Annotated in this window: 15 protein-coding genes; 7 read left to right on the forward strand and 8 right to left on the reverse strand. The window is 71.9% G+C overall.

Annotated features, from left to right (window positions below; translation table 11 throughout):
* From ald to WMF43_RS45850, 5 genes are all read right to left on the reverse strand, one after another.
* The gene (gene ald / locus WMF43_RS45830; protein WP_437674919.1) at positions 1-1113 is read right to left on the reverse strand and encodes an alanine dehydrogenase; all 1113 of its coding nucleotides are present in this window, start codon (positions 1111-1113) and stop codon (positions 1-3) included.
* 155 nt (positions 1114-1268) lie between these two features.
* Positions 1269-2861: a DUF4388 domain-containing protein gene (locus WMF43_RS45835; protein ID WP_437674921.1), complete on the reverse strand. Its 1593-nt coding sequence runs from the start codon at positions 2859-2861 to the stop codon at positions 1269-1271.
* A gap of 50 nt (positions 2862-2911) precedes the next feature.
* Positions 2912-4801: a diguanylate cyclase domain-containing protein gene (locus WMF43_RS45840; protein WP_437674923.1), complete on the reverse strand. Its 1890-nt coding sequence runs from the start codon at positions 4799-4801 to the stop codon at positions 2912-2914.
* The gene (gene dapF / locus WMF43_RS45845; protein WP_437674925.1) at positions 4798-5595 is read right to left on the reverse strand and encodes a diaminopimelate epimerase; all 798 of its coding nucleotides are present in this window, start codon (positions 5593-5595) and stop codon (positions 4798-4800) included. The genes WMF43_RS45840 and dapF overlap by 4 nt, the downstream gene beginning before the upstream one ends.
* Positions 5592-5930: a DUF167 domain-containing protein gene (locus WMF43_RS45850; protein WP_437674927.1), complete on the reverse strand. Its 339-nt coding sequence runs from the start codon at positions 5928-5930 to the stop codon at positions 5592-5594. Before WMF43_RS45850 ends, dapF begins: the two co-directional genes overlap by 4 nt.
* Before the next feature lie 253 nt (positions 5931-6183).
* On the opposite strand from WMF43_RS45850, the gene WMF43_RS45855 reads away from it, so the two are divergent.
* The gene (locus WMF43_RS45855; RefSeq protein ID WP_437674929.1) at positions 6184-6951 is read left to right on the forward strand and encodes a hypothetical protein; all 768 of its coding nucleotides are present in this window, start codon (positions 6184-6186) and stop codon (positions 6949-6951) included.
* Positions 6952-6988: 37 nt separating this feature from the next.
* Here the strand turns inward: WMF43_RS45855 and WMF43_RS45860 are convergent, their stop codons facing one another.
* The gene (locus tag WMF43_RS45860; RefSeq protein WP_437674930.1) at positions 6989-7603 is read right to left on the reverse strand and encodes a hypothetical protein; all 615 of its coding nucleotides are present in this window, start codon (positions 7601-7603) and stop codon (positions 6989-6991) included.
* 185 nt (positions 7604-7788) lie between these two features.
* Between WMF43_RS45860 and zapA the strand changes: the two genes are divergently transcribed.
* The 4 genes from zapA to WMF43_RS45880 all read left to right on the forward strand — a co-directional run bounded on the left by zapA (position 7789) and on the right by WMF43_RS45880 (position 10635).
* A complete protein-coding gene (zapA, locus tag WMF43_RS45865; RefSeq protein WP_437674932.1) occupies positions 7789-8121 on the forward strand; it encodes a cell division protein ZapA in 333 nt (110 codons plus the stop codon).
* A 183-nt stretch (positions 8122-8304) separates the two neighbouring features.
* Positions 8305-9354, forward strand: coding sequence for an aminotransferase class I/II-fold pyridoxal phosphate-dependent enzyme (locus WMF43_RS45870; protein ID WP_437674934.1), 1050 nt, complete (start codon positions 8305-8307; stop codon positions 9352-9354).
* A complete protein-coding gene (gene bioD / locus WMF43_RS45875; protein ID WP_437674936.1) occupies positions 9351-10046 on the forward strand; it encodes an ATP-dependent dethiobiotin synthetase BioD in 696 nt (231 codons plus the stop codon). Before WMF43_RS45870 ends, bioD begins: the two co-directional genes overlap by 4 nt.
* Positions 10047-10224: 178 nt before the next feature.
* Positions 10225-10635, forward strand: a complete 411-nt coding sequence (locus tag WMF43_RS45880; RefSeq protein ID WP_437674938.1) for an AAA family ATPase — start codon at positions 10225-10227, stop codon at positions 10633-10635.
* A gap of 885 nt (positions 10636-11520) precedes the next feature.
* Here the strand turns inward: WMF43_RS45880 and WMF43_RS45885 are convergent.
* Together WMF43_RS45885 and WMF43_RS45890 are read right to left on the reverse strand one after the other, a co-directional pair.
* On the reverse strand, positions 11521-12177 hold the full coding sequence (locus WMF43_RS45885; RefSeq protein ID WP_437674940.1) for an ABC transporter ATP-binding protein: 657 nt from the start codon (positions 12175-12177) through the stop codon (positions 11521-11523).
* A gap of 21 nt (positions 12178-12198) precedes the next feature.
* Positions 12199-13545, reverse strand: coding sequence for a serine/threonine-protein kinase (locus WMF43_RS45890; RefSeq protein WP_437674942.1), 1347 nt, complete (start codon positions 13543-13545; stop codon positions 12199-12201).
* A gap of 757 nt (positions 13546-14302) precedes the next feature.
* Between WMF43_RS45890 and dnaN the strand changes: the two genes are divergently transcribed.
* The gene (gene dnaN, locus WMF43_RS45895) at positions 14303-15433 is read left to right on the forward strand and encodes a DNA polymerase III subunit beta (RefSeq protein ID WP_437674944.1); all 1131 of its coding nucleotides are present in this window, start codon (positions 14303-14305) and stop codon (positions 15431-15433) included.
* Complete coding sequence (gene recF, locus WMF43_RS45900; protein ID WP_437674946.1) at positions 15430-16572, forward strand: DNA replication/repair protein RecF; 1143 nt, start codon at positions 15430-15432, stop codon at positions 16570-16572. Before dnaN ends, recF begins: the two co-directional genes overlap by 4 nt.
* Positions 16573-16921: the final 349 nt, after the last annotated feature.

Here is a 16921-nt window from a genome sequence, read left to right on the forward strand (position 1 = left end):
TCAGCCGAGCGCGCGTTCGACCGGCACGTACTCCAGCCGGTGCGCTGCCGCGATGGGGCCGTAGGTCACGTGTCCGCCGTGGGTATTGATGCCGAGCGCGACGGCCCGGTCGGCCTTGGCGGCGGCGACGATACCCTGGTTGGCGATCGCCACCGCGTACCCGATGGTCGTGTTCGTCAGCGCCCAGGTGCTCGTGTGCGAGACCGCGCCGGGCATGTTGGCGACGCAGTAGTGCACGACCCCGTGCACCTCGTACGTCGGGTTGTCGTGGGTCGTCGGGCGGCAGGTCGCGATGCAGCCCCCCTGATCCACGGCGACGTCGACGACGACCGTGCCCTTTTCCATGCGGCGGATGAGCTCCTCGGTCACGAGCAGGGGCGCCTTGGCGCCGGGCACGAGCACGGCGCCGATGACGAGGTCGGCGCGCTCGCACATCGTCTCGATGTTCTCCGCGTTGGAGTAGAGCGTCTCGATGGCGCCCCCGAACACGTCCTCGAGGTAGCTCATGGTCTCGGCGCGCACGTCGAGCACCGTGACCTGCGCCCCCATCCCGACCGCGATCGTCGCGGCGTTCCGGCCGACCACGCCGCCGCCGAGGATCACCACGCGCCCGCGCCGCGTCCCCGGCACGCCGCCGAGGAGCACGCCCTTGCCGCCCCGCTCTTTTTCGAGGCACGAGGCGCCGACCTGCACGGCCATCCGCCCGGCCACCTCGCTCATCGGCCGGAGCAGCGGCAGCGAGCCGTCCTCGAGCTGGATCGTCTCGTACGCGACGCCGGTCACGCCGCGCCTCGCGAGCTCCTTCGTGAGATCGGGCTCGGCGGCCAGGTGCAGGTACGTGTAGAGCAGGAGCCCCTGGCGGAAGTGGCCGTACTCGGAGGGGAGCGGCTCCTTCACCTTCACCACGAGATCGGCGCTCCACGCCTCCGCGGCCGACCTCACGATCAGCGCGCCTGCGCGCCCGTAGGCCTCGTCGGAGATCCCGCTGCCTTCGCCGGCGCCGGACTCCACGAGGACCTTGTGCCCGTGCCCGACCAGGGCCCGGACACCCGCGGGCGTCATGCCGACGCGGTACTCACGTGTCTTGATCTCCTTGGGGACTCCGATAAGCACGATCGCGCTCCTCTCCCCGCCGGACTTCTGAGGCGAGGCGCGGCCGACGATAGCAGAAACGCGCCCCAGCAACGCTGTAGGCGGCTCACAGCGCGACGTGTTTCCTGCGACGAGAGCCGGGAAATCCGTTCGAATCAGGCGCTCTCCGCCGCATGTTACACGCCCGCGGCGGCCTCGAGCGCCATGCGGACCAGGAGCGCGATCTGTCCTGGAGAGGCGAGATCGAGCGGACCCATCATCACCTCTGCCTCAAGCATCATGAGCTCGAGCGCCTCGCAATGCGCCGCCAGCGCGTCCGTCCCGGCGTGATCGAGCCGGACGACCGCGGCCGCGCCGTGCAGGGCGAGCGGCCATGTCGGGGCGATGTTGTCCTCGACGGGAAGGCCGATCAGGGCGAGCTCGACGCCCTCGCCGAGCCGGATCACCCCGAGCGGCCGCGGCAGCGGCGCGTGCGGCGGAGGCTCTGCCGGCACGGCGGCGTCGGCGATGCGGCGGACGGCGTGGGAGAGCGTCGTCATGCGGCGCGCGCTCGCGGCCAGGACGAGGTGCGGCGGCGGCGCGAAGCCCGGCCGGGAGAGGCGCGTCACGAGCGATCGGAGGACCGCGAACTGCTCCGGCGGGGCGAAGGGCGTCGTGAGGTCGGCGAGCGAGATGCGGCGGATCTTCCCGGCCGCCGTGAGCTCCATCAGGACCTCGAGGATCAGCAGATCCGGCGCGCTGATCTCGTCGAGCAGCTCGTCCAGGTTGTGCGGCATCTGGAGCAGCGCCGTCACCTTCGCGGCCACGAGCAGGCGCTCCGCCGGGTCTGCGCCCATCAGCAGGGCGGGCGGCGCGGCCGAGGCGCGCGTCGACTCCGGCTTGGGCGCGACCGGCTCCGCCGCGCGCAGCGTCGGCGGAGGCGGCATGGATCCGGCGCGGCCCCTCGGCGCGCTGGGGTGCAGCAGCGACGGCGGAACCGAGGGCAACCCGACGTCCGCGCCCTCCTCCGGATCCCCCGCGACGGTGTCGCCGGCGCCCTCGTCGGCGCTGCTCTGCAGAGGCGACAGGTCGATGTCGTCGCTCGGGGGCTCGGTCAGCAGGAACGCCTCGCCGTTCGGGGCGAGCTCGGCCCGCCGGCGCTGGACCTCATCGACCTGGCGGAGCGCCTCCATGAGGAGCCGCGAGGTCGGCGCCATGATCCGGCGCACGCTCGCCGGCTCGCCGGGTGAGAACGCGAAGTGCCCGTCGCGCTCGCCGAGCAGCCGGTAAAGCGCCTTCTCCCCCTCGAGGCGGCGGTAGACGGCGTCGATCACCTCGCCCCCGGAGAGCCGGAGCTCGCCCCCGCCCGCCGGCGTCGTGATGCCGAGGACGCCGCTCCGGCGGTTCATGGCGAGCAGCTGCAGCAGGTCCACGAGCGGCACCTGCTGGAGGTCGCCGCGGATCTCCTGCAGCGCGGTCGGCTTGGACCCGCGCGGGGACGCCTCGGTGATGCGCGACACGATGTGGTCGACGTCGCTGCGCAGCACGTCGTCGGGGTCGATCTTGCTGTCGGCGTCGTCCACCAGGAACAGCATCGGCGTGTCGGCGAGGTCGGGCACGGCGGCGAACGCGTCGGCGAGCGCGCTGTCCTCGTCCACGGACCGGGCGGCGAGCACGATGTCGGGCCGTCGTTTGAACGCCTGCTCGACGGCCTCGAACGCGCCGTTCGCGTTCGTCACGGTGAGCCCGCGCGCCCTCAGCGCCGACGCGAGCGCGCCGAGCGCATCCATGTCCGAGTCAACCAGCAGCACCCTGCGAGACACTGGATCGACCCTCCGAATCAGCCGAAGACCCGCAGCCCGGCCGCGCGGCCGAGCCGCTCGGCGAGGAAGTCCGCCAGCAGCGGATCGGCCGCGTGGATCCCCCGCACGAACCCCCCCTGGTTTCGCCCGACCAGCGCGTAAGCGCCGTGCTCCGCCAGCACGCAGAGCGCCTCGATGTCGTCGCAGCCCGGCGAGGACCGGAGGTCGAGCGCGTGCAGCACCACGTCCTCGCGGGACTGGCCGAGCAGCGCCCGCACCTCCGCGCCCAGGCTGAGCCTGTCGTGGTGGGCGACCAGGATGAACACGGCGCCCCCGCGGAGCGCGTTCTTGACCACCGACGTCGCGAGCAGGACGGTGTCGGCGACCGACAGATCGAGCGGGCGAGGCGCCGCGATCGCGACCGGGTCCTCGGCGGCCGGCGCCTCCCGCACGAGCATGCCGAAGATCTCGCCGAGGCTCCGCCGGTCCTGCGGGATGCGGTGGACGATGGACGACTTGGTCGCCTCGGCGCGCCGGCGGGCGACGCGGAGCAGCTGCGCGAGCCCCTGCCCGTCGTGCGGGAACGTGGCGACGCCGACGAGCAGCCCCTTCGGCAGGTACCCCGCGCGCTTCTCGCTCCCGGCGACGCGGGAGAGCATCCGGCGGTGGCAGGCGTGCGCCTCCAGCCCGGCCGTCTCGGGCATGAGAAGGTGGAACTCGTTCTCGTCGACGCGGGCCAGGATGTCGGTGTCGCGCACGGCTCGGAGCAGGTGCTCGGCGACCTGACCGGGGTTCAGCGCGCTCGAGGGCGCCGCCGGCGCGGATCTCCAGAACGCGAGGTCGCCCGGGCGCTCCGGCGCGGCCGGCGCGTCGGGCTCGATCACGATGGTCGCGATGGTGAAGCGGCGGCCGTACCGCTTCGCCTTGTCGATCTCGCGGCCGGCGACGTCGACGTAGTAGGCGAACGAGTAGGCGCTCGACGTCGGGTCCTTCATCGCGGCGCCGCCCGCCGAGCGCTCGCGCTCGGCCAGCAGCGCGAGCGCCGTCGTCGCCTGGGTGGCGAGCAGCTTGACGAGGCCGTCGAGCAGCGGCGCCCGCCGCGGCGTGGAGATGCTCCCGCTGTCGGGCCGCCGGACCGAGGGGAAGGCGGAGCTGCGGCCCGGCTCCTTCTGCAGGAGGAGGTGCCCCGCGGTCAGCTTGCGCAGGGCGAGCGGGACCACGATGAGCTGCTCCCGCCGGGCGAAGTCGAGGATGTCCGCCTCGGTCCCGTACGCCGGCGCGCGATCAAGGGGTCCGCTCAGCGCCGACCGCGCGAGCTCGTTCGACCGTTCTCCCAGGGTGAGGTACACCGCGGCCGCCGCGGCGGCGGTCGCCTCCACGAACACCTCGGCGACCTGCTGCGCCGCCGCGTTGCGGTCCCGCGCGTCGGCGAGCTCCGCGACCCGGGCGATCCACCCGGCCGCGCGCGCGCTCCGCGCCGACTCGTGCTCGAGCTGCATCCGGAGGGCCCGCTCGGCGAACCGCAGCCGCACCGAGCCGACGGCGTTCAGCACCTCGTCGCCGCCGAGCGGCAGCAGGAACAGCCCCGCGCCGCCGAGCGCGACGGCGTGGGCGCCCGACTCGAGCTCCGCCCGCGTCGCCAGCGCGAAGACCGTCGCCTCGGGCGCGATGGCCTTCAGGTGGTGCACCATGGCGAGCCCCGCGCCGTCGCCGAGGCCGACGTCGACGAACGCGACGTCCGGCGGGCCGCTCTCGGCGAGGGCGATCCCCTCCGCGAGGTCGCTCGCGAACATCAGCTCGTCCGACGGGATGACGCGCGAGAACAACGTGTGGGTCGCCTCGTCCGCGATGACCGCGAGCACCTTGAGCGAGATCTCGTGGACCGGCGCGCGGCTCGGGCTCCATACCCCCTCGGGCGAGGCGGTCACGCGATCACCACCTCGCCCGAGAACACCCGACGCGCCGGGCCCTGCATGAGCATCTCCAGCGACCCGGAGGCGACGGTCACGCGCAGCGAGCCCCCCGGCAGCACCACCCGCAGCGGCGCTCCGTACGCCGCGCGGCCCTGCGCGCACGCGGCCACGGCCACGGCGCAGGCGCCCGTGCCGCACGCCAGCGTGCGCCCCACCCCGCGCTCCCAGACGGTCACGTCGATGCGCGCGGCCTCGCCCTGCTCGGCGGGCCTCACGCGGCAGAACTCGACGTTGACGCCTTCCGCGGGCGTGGTCGCGACGATGGGCCCGAGCTCATCGATCACGTCCTCTTCGTAGGGCTCGAACGTGACCGCGTGCGGGTTGCCGACGTCCACGCTCGCGAACCGGTGCTCCGCGCCGAGCGCGCGGACCACGAGCGGCTCGGCGGTGCGGGCGCGGCCCATGTCGACGAGCACGTCGAAGCGATCGCCCGCCCGCGTGACCTCGCACCGCTTGTCGCCGGCGTCGGTCGCGATGGAGAGGGCCTTCTGCGGGGTTCCTCTGGAGACGAGGTAGGCCGCCACGCAGCGGAGCCCGTTGCCGCACATCTCGGGGCGGCTCCCGTCGGCGTTCCAGACCTGCATCCGCGGCCGTTCGCGGTCGATGACCAGCACGCCGTCGGCGCCGATGCCGAACCGGCGGTCGCAGAGGCGCCGGGCCGCCTCGGGGGTCATCGCGACCGCCTCGACGAGGATGAAGTCGTTGCCAAGACCTTCCCACTTCTCGAACCGGACGACGTTGTCCCTCATCGCTGCGCCTCGGCGAGCCGCCTTCGCGTCTCGGTCTCCTTGAGCCCACGGACGGCGACGACCTTGCTCCTGCCGCTCGCGCCGAGGGCGATTTCGACGTCGCTTCGGCGCACGTCGAGCGCGCGCGCGAGCAGCTGGACGAGCTCCGCGTTCGCGGCGCCGTCGACGGGCGGCGAGGTCAGCGCGACGTCGAGCGCTCCCTCGCGCACCCCGAGGATGGCCGAGCGCGACGATCTCGGCCGCACCTGGACCGAGATGCGGACGCCTTCCGCGCGCTCGGTGATCGCGAGGCGGCTCCACGCGCCGCGGGCCGCGCTCTCCTCGGGTTTGCTCATCGGACCGCGCTCATCGTAGCGTATCTCGGACTCACGGGTGGTCCCTGCGATGCGCGGCGGCGCCGCTTACCGAGCGGCTACCGCGAATTTGCAGCCCGGAGGGCGGACCCGCTACTCTTTTCGCCGGGTCGCGGATCCGCTCGGCAGCACGTTCAGACAGGGGCGAATCGCGCCAGCGGTCCCCCGGTCGTCGCCGCTGGAGCTTCTTTCCGCGGTGGAGGCGTTTGCCATGTCTGATCAAGGAGAAGGGTCCGTGAACGCAGCGCCCGGCGGCCTCGCGAGGAGGCTGTGCGCGCTCATGCTGGTCACGGCGTCGGGCGGCCTGCTCGCGTCCGCGTGTGCGGACAACGAGAGCAGCCTGTTCATCCGCATGCGCATCGTGCCGGATGAGTCCTGCACCACGGAGTGCAGCGCCGACGAGCCGTTCTTGACCTACGACGAGGTCGATGCCGCGTATCCGAGCGGCTACTCGCACAGCGCGGTGCTGCTCGTCGGCAACCAGATGGTGCAGCGCGGCGACTCGGACGTCCTCCGCACCGAGACCTCGCGCGTGCAGCTCTACGCCGCCGAGGTGCGCATCCTGGACAACACGGGCGGCGTGGTGGGCGAGTACGAGGTTCCGGTCTCGGGCACGGTGGATCCCGGGAATGCGAACGATCCCGGCTACAACTGCACGGAGGTCCTCATGATCGACGGCGCGACCATGGACACGCTGCGCGATCGGGTCCTGGAGGAGGGGAGCGCGATCGAGGTGGTCTCGACGGTGGTCCTGAAGGGCAGGACGCTGGGCGGTCAGGAGATGGAGACCGTCGAGTGGGCCTACCCGATCCGGGTCTGCTTCGGCTGCGGCGGGTGCATCGAGCACCCGCCGGAGTGCTGCAGCGGCGAAGGGGCGGGGTCCGACGTTTGCGAGGACCTGGACGAGTTGGCGGGCGTCTGCCCGCGTGGCCGGCCCGGCGTCGCGGACTGCCGCCAGCTGGGGAGGAGCTGCCGCGAGCACCTCGACAGCTTCACTCGCTAGGACCTGCCCGCGGGGGCGCGTCGGTCGAGGCGCGCCCTCACCGCGCGCGATCCGCGCGGCGGAGGGGGGTCGCTTCGGGTGACGGACCCTGGAGGGCGTTGACCAGCAAGACGAACGGAAGGCCCAGCACCGCAACGTCGAGCTGGGCCGCGAGGACGACGGCGGTCTCCCCGGAGGCGCCGAGCCCGAGGCGCATCTGGGCGAGCAGCCCGTTGCTCATCCCGTAACTCGAGTGGAAGTTGTGGCTGCGCAGTCCCCAGAAGACCGCCGCTGCGACGCCTGGCTCGAGCCCTCCACCGTCTTCGCTCCACCGGCCGTAGAGGCCGGCGGAGACGACCAGCGGAAACAGGTCGAAGACCGGGGCGAGCGCAGAGACGCCCGCGCCGAGCTGGATCTCGTCGAACGCATGGGTGAGCACCTCCGCGTAGGGACCGACGCCGAAGTCGTCGTTGCCTTCACGACCGAAGAGGACGTCGCCGCGCACGCCCGCGTGAAAGAGGGTCGTGTCCCAGAAGTGCCGTTCCGTGCCCGTGCCTGCGACGCCCAGGGTGAGCCCGGCGCTCGCCTGTGGCTCGGCGCGCGCCGGACCCTGCGCAAGGAAGGTCCCGAGGAACGCGGTGATCAGGGCAGCTGTGCGGCGCGCCGTGAGCATGCTGGTGCGATGCTACAGCGCGCTGCAGAGGCGCGCGCGCCATTCTGCGGTGGTGCGGGGGCGCTCCCGGGTCGTTGAACATTTCGGAAGCGCGCATTCTGCTGCGCTCACCAGCGAATCGCTCCGTTTCTGCGGTGCAGCGCGCCCTCCGCGTCGGGTGGGGTTCGTGGTAGCGTCTGGGGGCTATGGCGCGCCGCACCGTGCAGCTGCGGGTGGGTGGTCAGACCTACCGCGTGGTGACCTCCGCGAGCGATGAGGAGCTCCAGCGGCTGGCTGCCGTCGTCGATCAGAAGCTCGCTGCCGTTGTGCCCGCTGGTCGCGCCGTGACTCCCCAGGCCATGCTGCTGGCCGCGATGGCGCTTGCGCACGACCTGGAGCAGGAGCGCACGCGAGCGGCGGCGATCGCGGGGCGCGCGCGGGATGCGTTCGGCCGTATTCTGCGACGGGTGGATGCGGCGCTCGGCGCCGGCTCCGAGCCGGCGGCCTCGCCTGGCGAGGCGAACGACAGCACGCCTTGACGCCGCGCCGTCCTGCCCGTTCACCATCCCCATCCCTGCCGCCGCTCTGCTGCTCATAGGGGCGGCATGTCTGCACCCATGAAAGAAGCTCACGACCCCCCCTGCCCTACCCCGCCGGGGTTGAACCCCCTGCGCCATCTCGAGGAAGAGCTCTCGGAGCTGGAGCGCGCCGGCTTGCTTCGTGTGCCCCCGCTCGCCGCGGCGGCCGCGGAGATGCTGGTCCTGTGCTCGAACGACTACCTGGGCTACGCCGGCCTGCCCTGGCCCTCGGAGTGCCGCGCCGCGAGCGGTGCGGGCGCGTCCCGCCTGGTGAGCGGAACACACGAGGCGCACCTGGTGGCCGAGAGGGAGATCGCGAGCTGGCTCGGCGTGGAGGCGACGTTGCTGTTCTCCTCGGGGTACGCCGCCAACGTCGGTGCCGTGACCGCCCTGGCCAGACCCGGGGACGTGGTGGTGTCGGATGCGCTGAACCACGCGTCGCTCATCGATGGCTGCCGACTCTCGGGCGCGAGGATCGAGGTCGTGCGGCATCTCGACACCGAGGCGGTCGAACAAGCCCTCCTCCGGGGTGCGAGCGCTCGCCGCCGCTGGGTCGTGACCGAATCGCTCTTCAGCATGGATGGCGACACCCCCGATCTGCGCCGGCTGCGCGAGCTCTGCGACGCCCACGATGCCGCGCTGGTCGTGGACGAGGCGCATGCCCTCGGCATCTGCGGACCTCGCGGAACGGGCTTGTGCGCCGAGATGGGCGTTCGCCCCGACGTCCTCGTCGGTACACTCGGCAAGTCGCTCGGGCTGCACGGCGCCTTCGTCGCGGGCTCCTCGACATTGCGGACCTATCTCTGGAACCGCGCCAGGAGCTTCGTCTTCTCGACCGGCATCAGCCCGAAGGTGGCCCTGGCTGCGGTGGACCGGGTTCGTCGAGCAGCCGCCGACGACGCCGGACGCGCGCGGGTTGCCGCGGCAGCGCGTCAGCTCCGCTCCGGTCTGCGTGCCATGGGGGCCCCGCTGCTTCCGGGGTCGGCGGGTCCGATCCTCCCCTGGATCCTCGAGTCGGCCGGCGCTGCCGTCGAGATGTCGAAGCGCCTTGCACACGAGGGAGTCCTCGTTCAGGCGATCCGACCGCCCACGGTACCTGCCGGCACGTCGCGCCTTCGCATCACGGCCAGCGCGTTGCTCTCGGAGGCAGACGTCGACCGTGCTCTCGCAGCGTTCCGCCGGGCCGTGCGATGAGCGACCGACCTGTTTCACGTGAAACAGCGCAGCTCCGGGTCGCCGTCGTCGGAACGGGGACCGGGGTTGGCAAGACCCACACCTCGGTGGCGCTGGTCGCTGCTCTGGCAGCGCGGGGCGGCGTGGTCTGCGGCCTGAAGCCGATCGAGTCGGGCCTGGACGGGACATCCGCGTCAGACGCCGATCAGCTTGCTCAGGTCAGCTCGGTTCGGCCTGGACCAGCGCCGTTCCGTTTCAGCGAGCCGATCTCCCCTCACCTCGCCGCGCGCCGGTGTGGCCGCACGATCTCGCTGGACGTCGCGACCGGGTGGATCAGCGACCAGCCGGCGCCTGTCGTGGTGGTCGAGAGCGCCGGCGCCCTCCTCTCCCCTCTCGGACCCGGGCTGACGAACCTGGACCTCGTGCGCGCCCTGGCCCCTGCGGCCGTCGTGCTGGTCGGGCTGGACCGGCTAGGCATCCTTCACGAGGTGGCCTGCTGCCTGCTGGCGCTGCGAACGCTCGCCCCTGCGCTGCCGTTGCCGGTCGTCGTGCTCAACCCGCCCGCGGCTCCGGATGCATCGACGGGTACCAATGCCGAGGAGCTCGAGACGCTCGGCGTCACGTCGGGCGCTATCACCATGCCGCGCGGTGCTCCTACGGCGCCGGCGTCGATGACGGCGGCGCAGCGAGTGCTGTCGCGTCTCTGCCTCTGAGCGGGTCGTCGGCGTCGCTCGCTGCGGGGGTGGGCGGGCTTGTTCGACGGGATCGTCTTTGAGGCGACCCGGCTGCCCACGTCGCCTGCCGGTATCTCGCGTCTCCGCATCACGGCCGGCGTGTTGCTCTCGAAGGAAGACAGACGTCGACCGTGCGCTCGCAGCGTTCCGCAGGGCCATGGTGACGAGGGACCGACCTGTTTCACGTGAAACAGCGCAGCTACGGGTTGCCGTCGCCGGAACGGGGATCGGGGGTGGCAAGACGCACACTTCCGTGGCGCTGATCGCTGCTCTGACAGCGCGGGGCGACGCGGTCTGCGCCCTGAAGCCGATCGGGTCGGGTCTGGACGGGACATCCGCGGCAGACGCCTATCAGCTTGCTCAGGTCAGCTCGGTTCGGCCCGGACCCCGGCGCTGTTCCGTCTCAGCGAACCGCTCTCCCCTCACCTCGCCGCGCGTCGGTGTGGCCGCACGCTCTCGCTGGAAGTCGCGAGAGCGCCGGTGCGCTCCTCTTCTCTGTCGGACCCGGGCTGGCGAACCTGGACCTGGTGCGCCGTGGTTCCTGCGGCCGTCGTGCTGGTCGGGCTGAACCGGCTAGAAGGCCGATCACGTTGATCGAGCGAGAAATAAGACGCCAAGAGCGCCAAGGACGCCAAGAGCGCCAAGAAGAAGAGCTGGCGATGATCGCCCTGCCGAGCAGGTGCTGTCCAAGGTCGCGCTGGTCGCGCTCTCCGAGCAGGTGGGCAGCTAGACGGTGCGGAAGCGGCGCGAGCGCTTCGTCGCGCGAAGAGCGCCTGACACTCGACAACGCCGAGTACCCCCGCCGACCGGCGCCTCTCTCATCGAGGTGCACCACAAGCTCGTCAAGCTCGCCTGCCTGCGTCCCGAGGTCTCCATTCGAGCAGGTCTGGAACCTCCAAGCACCGGCCGATGCGCTTGCCAGACCGACTGCCGCGCAGCGGAGCAGGGCCGAGGTATGGTCACTCCTGGAGGGCGCCCAGCGTGATGCCGCGTCGCATCCGGCTCTGATGCACGGCGCGGACCCGGCCGTCCGACCCAAGGAGCGAAGAGCTCCAGCCGGCGCGTGCAGCCGCCCGAGAGAGCGACGACGAGGTGTGGTTCAGCATCGTGGCGTGGCGCGTGCTCAGGAACGCGGCGTTCCGCTGCCGCACGAGCTGGCCGCACGCATCTCAAGGCGCCAGCACATCGCCTTCTTCTTGGCGCCCTTGGCGTTCTTGGCGTCTTGGCGCCTCATTTCTCGCTCGATTCCACGGGTTCGGTCCTCCAGACCCGCGCGGAAAAGCAATGAATGCAGCCGACGAGGTACTGCGCGGCACGGCAATGCGCGCCGCTGCTGCTGCTCGTACAGCTCCTCGGCGCGGTAGACCGGAACAGCACCGGAGCTGCACCGTCGCACGCGCCTGATGAGCTGCACCCCACGTTTCACGTGAAACTGCCCTGCCCTACCGGAAGGTCAGGCTGAACCGCTGACGACGCGACCCCGTTCGAGCACCAGCCGGGCCGCGGCTCGATCGCGGAAGATCTCGGGCTCGTGTGATACCACGACGACCGTGGAACCCCTGGCCCTCTCTGCCTCGACCACGACCAGCAGCCGTGCAACGCCGGCGCGGTCCAGACCGGTGGTCGGCTCGTCCAGCAGCACCAGCGACGGCTGGTGGACCAGCGCTCTCGCCAGGGCAATGCGCTGCCGCTGGCCCCGTGAGCAGGTTCGAAGCGGGCGCACCGCGAAGCTCCCCAGCTCGAAGCGCTCCTCCGCCTGCTCCCACGCTTCCTGCGCGTCGAGCCCGTGAAAGCGGGCCGCGAGCTCGATGTTCTGGCGACCGGAAAGGTCCGGGTAGGCCAGCGACTCGTGAGACAACCAGCCGATCGTGCCACGAACCTGGCCGGGGTCCTCGCCGAGCGGCTCGTACGTGACCGCACCCGACGTGGGACGGATCACCGTGCCCAGGATCCCGAGCAGCGTCGACTTGCCAGAGCCGTTCGCGCCCTCGATGAGCGTCAAACACGCGGCTTCGATGGTCGCGTTGACCCCACGCAACGCCGCCGTGGAGCCGTACGTCTTCACGACGCCACGCACCACCACCCGCTCGATCGTACCTCCTGCCGTCATTTCGCTCCGTCCCCTGCCCCGTCAGCCCTGGTCGCGGCCCCGCGCGCGGACATCTCCCCGGACGAGGGTGGTGATCTCGTCCGGAAATGGCGGCGGGTCGACCACGGTCGCCTCGGCGTCGTCCAGGAGCTCGGCACCCTTCGCGAGCGGCCTGAAGGCCGGAACGGTCGGTCGGTCCTCCACCTCGTCGTCCCGCGCAACCACATCGCCCGTCTCGACCGCCGGCTCACTTCGCCGGCGCGCCGGAACCCCGCTCACCGCGCTGGAGCTCCTCGAGGACCACGCGCTCTGGTGCAGCTGCAACCCCTTGTCGAGCGCCGCCTGCGGTCGCTGCGAGGGTCTCTGCAGCGCGCCGCGAGACTCCGCCGCCCTGATCCTCTCGCCGCCGAGCTCCTCCGCGCCCTCGACCCGGGCGAAGAACATCGTCCCATCCTCGCCCTGATCGCCGGCCACGCTCCTCACCGCCAAGCGCTCCGGCTGCCGCCTCGGCGACGCCGCGGACTGGCTCCTGAACCGGCGCAGCGCCTCCTGGAACTCCCGAGCGCTTTGGAACCGCTCCTCCCGCGCCTTCGCCAGCGCTCGGTCCACGAGGCGCGAGAGGCCGGGCGGGATCGCAGGCTCGAGCTCCGTCACCGGACGGTGCCAGAGGGTGAGGATCTGCACGAGCAACGCGTTGTAGTTGCGAGCCACGAAAGGTCGCTGGCCCGTCAGACCTTCGTAGAGGATGACCCCCACCGCCCAGAGATCCAGCCGGTGATCGAGCTCCACGTCGCCCCGGGCCTGCTCGGGCGCCATGTAGTACGGCGTGCCCATCACCATCCCGGTGCGGGTCAGATCCATCCCCGCCCCGTCCAGACCCTCGGCCTGCGAGATGCCGAAATCGAGCAGCTTGGCAACCGGCAACATGCCCGCGCGCTCCGAGAGGAAGATGTTGTCCGGCTTCAGGTCGCGGTGGACGATCCCCCGCTCGTGCGCCGTGACCAGCGCCGAGAGGACCTGGAGCATGATGTCCACGAGCTCGTAGGGGGGCACGACGCGGCATCGCTCGATGCGCTGCGCCAGCGTCTCACCATGGAGGCGCTCCATCACAAGGTAGGGGCTGCCGTCAGGGAGCCGCCCCATGTCGTAGACCTCGCAGATGTTCGGGTGGCCGATCCGACCCGCGACACGGGCCTCGTGCTCCAGCCGCGCGGCGGCATCGCGGCTCGAGGTGTCCCTCGAGTGCATCACCTTGACAGCGACCAGCCGGCCGATCTGGAGGTGCTCCGCCTCGTAGACCGCGCCCATGCCGCCCTCCCCGATGATCGCGGTGACCCCGTACTTGTCGCCGATCACATGGCCGAGCAGCGAGCGCCCGGAAGACGGCACCCCCGAAGCCTCCGCCCTCGTCCGCGAGGTCATCGCGAGGTCGGCATAGGACGACCGCGCGGGCGGCGCCGGCTGGCGATGTACAGGCGGAGGCGCCGCGAGGCTGCGGCGACGTGATGAGCTCGGCCCGGCTGGCGACGCCGCGCCCGGCGAAGGACCCAGCCCCCTCGGAGGAGGTACCGCAGGCCGAGGAACCGCGGGCGACGAAGGCATCGGGGCGCGAACACGCGCTCCTCGGAACGACGGCGCCCCGCTGGGCTCCACCACGAGCCCGGTCGCCGGACACACGACGGCCGCGACGTCGTGGTGGTTACCGCAGTGGATGCACCGCACCGAACTCAAGTCCGTACATTTTGCACTACTCCATCCCTGGGTCGCTCGGAACTCCTCAACCGCCCCGAAGCAGCGGACGGTCGCCCCGCTCGAGCTCGCCTTCCCAGCGCCCCGCCGGGATCCTGGGGATAACCCCCCCGAGATCCCTGGGGGGAAAACGGGGGAGAAACGTCGCCCGCCAGCTCTCCCCTGTCCTCCTACCCCTGAGGACGTCCACTTTGCCCCAGGGCGTTCGCTTGTAAGTTACCGGAACTGCTCACGTTTCTGAGTTATCCCCGCCCTCCACAGCGTCTACGACGAAGACGTTGTCTTTATCTATCTATTTCATGGAAAGAAGAGGCATCCCGCAAGGTCACAGGAACGCTCATTTCCCGGGCACGCCCGGGCGATAACCCTGCTAAAGGGAGCGGCTCCGGAGTCGGCCATGGACCTTGTGATCCCCAAGAAAGATCTGCTTCGCCTCGTCGCGCGCTGCCAAGGCGTTGCGGACAAGAAGAGCGCCATGCCGGCGCTCGCGAACGTCCTGCTCGCCGCCGACGGCAACGCCGTCCGCGTCGCCGCGACCGACCTGTACCTCGGGGTCACCGGCCAGACGCACGCAGAGATCAAGACCGGCGGCTCCGTCGCGGTCCCCGCCAGGGACCTGCTCGAGCGCGTCAAAGCCATGCCGGATGGCCCCGTCCAGATCACCACGACCGAGGGCGCACACACCTCGCTCAAGGCGGTCGGATCGCCGCGGCGCTACACGCTGCCAGGGCTCCCCGGCTCGGAGTTCCCGCAGCTGCCGGCGCCGTCGCAGGACGCGCCCACGCTGGAGCTGCCGGTCGAGCAGCTCGCGCTGCTGATCGCCAGGACGCACTTCTCGATCTCCACCGACGAGACGCGCGCCCACGTGAACAGCGCGCTCTTCGAGTGGGCCGGCGACCGCGTGAGGATGGTGACCACCGACGGGCACCGCCTGTCCAAGATGGAGGCCACCGTCTCCGGCAGCTCCGCCACCGCCACCATGCTCATCCCCCTCAAGGCGATCACCGAGCTGCGCCGGCTCGCCGAGGAGGCGCGCGCCGAGAAGGAGACGCCGATGGTCGCCATCACCCAGAGCGGGCCGAACGCGTTCTTCAACATCGCCGGGATGCAGTTCTCGGTGAAGCTCGTCGACGCGCAGTTCCCCCCCTACCAGCAGGTCATCCCGTCGGTCACCGAGCGCTCGGTCCGCGCGCCCCGCGTGCAGTTCGCCGAGGCGCTCCGCGCCATCGCGCTCGCCGCGAACGACCGCACCGGCGGGGTCAAGCTGTCGATCGCGCCGGGGACGCTCCGGATCACCAGCGAGAGCCCGGACACGGGCGCCGGCTTCGACGAGCTCGCCGTCGACTACAGCGGCCCCGAGGTCACCATCGGGTTCAACGCGAAGTACTTCCTCGACGTGCTCGGCGCCATCGACGACGAGGAGGTCGTCCTCGGCATCTCCGGCGAGCTCGACCCCGCCGTGATCCGGCCCGGCAGCGAGTCGAGCCAGCAGAGCTACGTCGCGGTCATCATGCCGATGCGGATTTGAGCGCGCCGGACGACGAACGACCCCCGAGCCTGCTCCTCGAGCGGCTCCACGTGCGCGAGCTCCGGAACCTCGCGCGCGTCGACATCGAGCCCGCGCCGCGCCTCAACGTGATCGCCGGCAACAACGGGCAGGGCAAGACGAGCCTGCTCGAGGCCATCTACTTCGCCGCGACCTCGAGGAGCTTCCGCACCCACCGGGCAGCGGAGCTCGTCCGGCACGGGGCCACCGTGGCGAGCGTGCGGGCGCGCTTCGTCGAGCGGCGGGCAGAGCTCGCGCCGCTCGCGCGCGAGCAGACCGCGGCCGTCGAGAACAAGCGGTGCGTCGTGCGCATCGACGGCAACCGGCCGCCGAGCCTCGCGAGCTTCGCGACGCGCTCGCCGGTCGTGGCGTTCCACACGGAGGAGCTCGCGCTCTCGACCGGGCCCGCGAGCGCGCGGCGCACGCTGCTCGACCGGCTCGCGCTGTTCATGGACCCCCAGAGCGCCGATCACCGCGCCCGCTACGCGCAGGCGCTCCGCGCCCGCCACGAGCTGCTCCACCGCGGCGCCGGGTCGGCGGCCCAGGCGAGCGCCGAGCTCGACGCGTTCGAGGAGCTCTGCGCCGTCCACGGGGCGGCGCTGACGCGCGCCCGCGAGGCCGCCGTGCAGGCGCTCTCGCCGGAGCTCGCGCAGGCCTTCGCCCGCATCGCGGCGCCGGACCTCACGCTGACCGCGCGGTACGCACCCGGCGGCGCCGGCGACGCCGAGGCGGCGCGCGAGGCGCTGCGCGACCAGCGGCGGCGCGACGCGCACCGGCCGAGCGCCGGGTTCGGGCCCCACCGCGACGACCTGGTGCTCGAGCTCGACGGCCACCCCGCCCGGGTCGTCGCCTCCCAGGGGCAGCACCGGGCGCTCACGCTGTCGCTCAAGGCGGCCGAGACCGCCGCGATCGCGGCCGTCCGCGGGGTGGAGCCGATCCTGCTGCTCGACGACGTGTCCAGCGAGCTCGACCCGGACCGCACCGAGGCGCTGTTCGTGTTCCTCGGGATGGCGCGCGGGCAGGTGTTCCTGACCACCACGCGGCGCGATCTCATCGTGGCCCCGGGCGTGCCCTCCTCGGAACGGCGCGATTTTCACGTCGACGGCGGCGCCCTGAGCTGACGCCGGCGGCCGAGGCGGCCCGGTGAGGGCACGGGCGCTGGAACGGCCGCGGCACGGGGCGGCGCGGGCCGCTGAGGCGGCCGCGGCGCGGGGGGCCGCGCGAGGTGCAGCGCGAGGTGCAGCGCGAGGTGCAAATTGAGCGCCGGCGGGCGCGCTCGGACGCGGCGCCGCGCGCGCCGCCAGACGTGTTGATCCTCCCGTCCAGCCCACGAGTTGGAATGCTCCGGACGCGCCCGCGGGAGGCGCTGAAAATACCGTGTTACGGGGGCCTCCGGACCCGGCGAAACGCTTGCCCGAGGGCCTGATTTCGGCTACATTTCCGCGGTCTTTACGGGGGCATCGGCGAGCG

The organism is Sorangium sp. So ce131 (assembly GCF_051519095.1).
Lineage (GTDB): Bacteria > Myxococcota_A > Polyangia > Polyangiales > Polyangiaceae > Sorangium.

Bases quoted from the DNA above. Each gene is read 5' to 3' on its own strand.
- WMF43_RS45835 (WP_437674921.1), bottom strand. From the start codon at position 2,861: ATGGATGCGCTCGGCGCGCTCGCGTCGGCGCTGAGGGCGCGCGGGCTC.
- dapF (WP_437674925.1), bottom strand. From the start codon at position 5,595: ATGAGGGACAACGTCGTCCGGTTCGAGAAGTGGGAAGGTCTTGGCAAC.
- WMF43_RS45850 (WP_437674927.1), bottom strand. From the start codon at position 5,930: ATGAGCAAACCCGAGGAGAGCGCGGCCCGCGGCGCGTGGAGCCGCCTC.
- WMF43_RS45860 (WP_437674930.1), bottom strand. From the start codon at position 7,603: ATGCTCACGGCGCGCCGCACAGCTGCCCTGATCACCGCGTTCCTCGGG.
- zapA (WP_437674932.1), top strand. From the start codon at position 7,789: ATGGCGCGCCGCACCGTGCAGCTGCGGGTGGGTGGTCAGACCTACCGC.
- bioD (WP_437674936.1), top strand. From the start codon at position 9,351: ATGAGCGACCGACCTGTTTCACGTGAAACAGCGCAGCTCCGGGTCGCC.
- WMF43_RS45880 (WP_437674938.1), top strand. From the start codon at position 10,225: ATGGTGACGAGGGACCGACCTGTTTCACGTGAAACAGCGCAGCTACGG.
- WMF43_RS45885 (WP_437674940.1), bottom strand. From the start codon at position 12,177: ATGACGGCAGGAGGTACGATCGAGCGGGTGGTGGTGCGTGGCGTCGTG.
- dnaN (WP_437674944.1), top strand. From the start codon at position 14,303: ATGGACCTTGTGATCCCCAAGAAAGATCTGCTTCGCCTCGTCGCGCGC.